3 protein-coding genes are annotated in these 2,218 nt (G+C 36.7%); 1 reads left to right on the top strand and 2 read right to left on the bottom strand.

What is annotated here, in order from left to right; genetic code table 11:
* Nucleotides 1–174 precede the first annotated feature (174 nt).
* Complete coding sequence (locus MRT15_RS09220) at nucleotides 175–996, bottom strand: hypothetical protein (RefSeq protein WP_304329796.1); 822 nt, start codon at nucleotides 994–996, stop codon at nucleotides 175–177.
* Between the two features lie 71 nt (nucleotides 997–1,067).
* Nucleotides 1,068–1,727, bottom strand: coding sequence for a hypothetical protein (locus tag MRT15_RS09215; RefSeq protein ID WP_304329795.1), 660 nt, complete (start codon nucleotides 1,725–1,727; stop codon nucleotides 1,068–1,070).
* A gap of 213 nt (nucleotides 1,728–1,940) precedes the next feature.
* Here MRT15_RS09215 and MRT15_RS09210 point away from each other — a divergent pair.
* A partial coding sequence (locus MRT15_RS09210; RefSeq protein WP_304329794.1) for a macro domain-containing protein occupies nucleotides 1,941–2,218 on the top strand: 278 nt, incomplete at its 3' end.

Below are 2,218 nucleotides of genomic sequence, written 5' to 3'. Positions count from 1 at the left end.
CTATTAAACGTAATATCTTCAAACCAACTTAAAGATCTATTAAACAAATCTAATCCAATCGGAGTTAAGTAACATGGACATGTAAAATAGTTACCCAACAAAATGATTGCTAAGATTACTATTGAAAAAATGGTTATGTATTTCTTGTTTAAGTATTTCCTCATAGCGATCACTTTAACTTGGTGGCATTACTATGAATGTTATGTCCATCGTGGCGTATGCATACGCGATGTCTACCGCTTGACTACTTTCTGGCGATATAATGCCTTCACCCTCAATGGGATTCCTCCCAAGGAGACCCCCTTCAACCCATATGGAGAATGAAGCAGTCCAAGTCAACCTACAAGTAACCTCATAAGTATGATTTCTGGGAAGCCCAGAGGTAGGGACGAATACAACTTTGGTGTAAAATTCGCTTAGGTCTCCACTACCATAGACTGTAATTGTGCGACGGCTGTACCCAACGTTAGTTACAGTTGATGAAAATTTGATTGGAATTGGAAATGTAAAGTACTCAAATACTCCTTGAGCGATATCCAATAATAAGTTGGCAATTGTATCTTGATCTGCTGAGCCTTTAGGTCTAACCCAAGGATTATCGAATTCTATACTTTCTAGAATGCTTGGGTCTGTGTATTCTGTTTGTGTTGTTAAGTCTTTTATCTTTATTACTTCTATTTTGTATGTTATTACGTTTGGCTCCGACCACCATTGTTGTCCTCCACAATACCATGATGTCGTTCCCTCAGTACCACCCATATATATTACCCCATAATCACCATATCTAAAGGAGGGATCCCACTCAGCAGCCCATGCAAAGTATCCTATTGTATGGTAGTGGTATGTCCCTCCGGGAGGGTATATGTGGCCCCATGTGACATATGTGCCGCCACTATTACTTTGCTGAGCATAGACGTTTCCGCATAGTATTGATATTGCGAGAATTGCTATTAATGGTATAATGTATAGTAGTGAGGTTTTCCTAACCCCTTTCATTTAAGGGGGCACCTCAAAAAATATTACAGGAAAAAGTGATATATGTATATATTGACAAATAAAACTGTTTATTACTCTGGTATTATAGTTATTGGAATCATTAAACTTCCACTATAGACTTTTACATGGAATCCAATAGTTATGTATTCGAATTTGCTATACCATATCTCAGCGTATGGGTTTATGATTACATGAACTGCATAGTCAATACGTACATACAAAGTTTTTGGAAGATAATCGTGTATGTATTTAATATCATAATAAAAACGTGTTAAATTAAATGAAGATATCTTAGAATCGTAAAAAGATATCTTAGATTTGGAACCAGTATAGGCGTATATGTGTATGTTTGTATCATTATAGTAGTCGAATAACGTAACCCCCTCAATATCTATGGCGAACCCCTTTACCAATGGATTATACGTTTTCTCACTTATCTTCTCAACTAAAACGATTATCATGATAATTTCTTGTGGATTTGTTATGTGTATTGGCGCATAGAAGTATGCAATTAACCCAAAATCAGCCTCGCCAAGAAAACCACTATAATGAACAACCGTACTATTAAATTTGATGCGGCTTTTTCCACACCAAATCAAGATTGCATTAAATTTATCGAATCCAGCTGAAATAATATAGTCTGGGCATGTGAAAAAATTATACAACAAAATGATGCTTACAATTATTATTGAAAGAATGGTTATGTATTTTTTGTTTATATATTTCCTCATGATTATCACTTCATGAGGAAATGAGCAAACTCATTATAAAATTTTGTTTGGAAAGCAATATATATATCGGTGAAGGTTTTCATTCAAGGAAATGGGCTTTCCCACATTTCTTTTGTGATGTGGGTGTGTTGAATTTTGGGTTTTGGTGGGCGTTTAGCTTAAGTATTCCCTATTATTGTAAGGGTAATTGGGATGTTTTGTGGGTGTGTATGTATGGTTTTAACGTTTAAGTTTGGTTTTGTTGATTTGGAGCTTGTGGAGGGTGATATAACTCTCATCGAGGCTGATGCCATAGTTAATGCTGCAAATCCATATCTTGAGCATGGTGGGGGTGTTGCGAGGGCTATTGTCCGTAGGGGTGGAGATATAATTCAGGAGGAGAGTCGTAGGTATGTGAGGGAGCATGGTCCTATACCTGTTGGTGGTGTTGCAGTTACATGTGCAGGTTCCCTTAAGGCAAAGTATGTTATTCATGCTGTTGGCCCAAAATG

Source organism: Candidatus Culexarchaeum yellowstonense (assembly GCF_024707025.1).
Lineage (GTDB): Archaea > Thermoproteota > Methanomethylicia > Culexarchaeales > Culexarchaeaceae > Culexarchaeum.
Note: the sequence above shows the minus strand (reverse complement) of the source record. Positions and strands in the feature narration are given on the sequence as shown.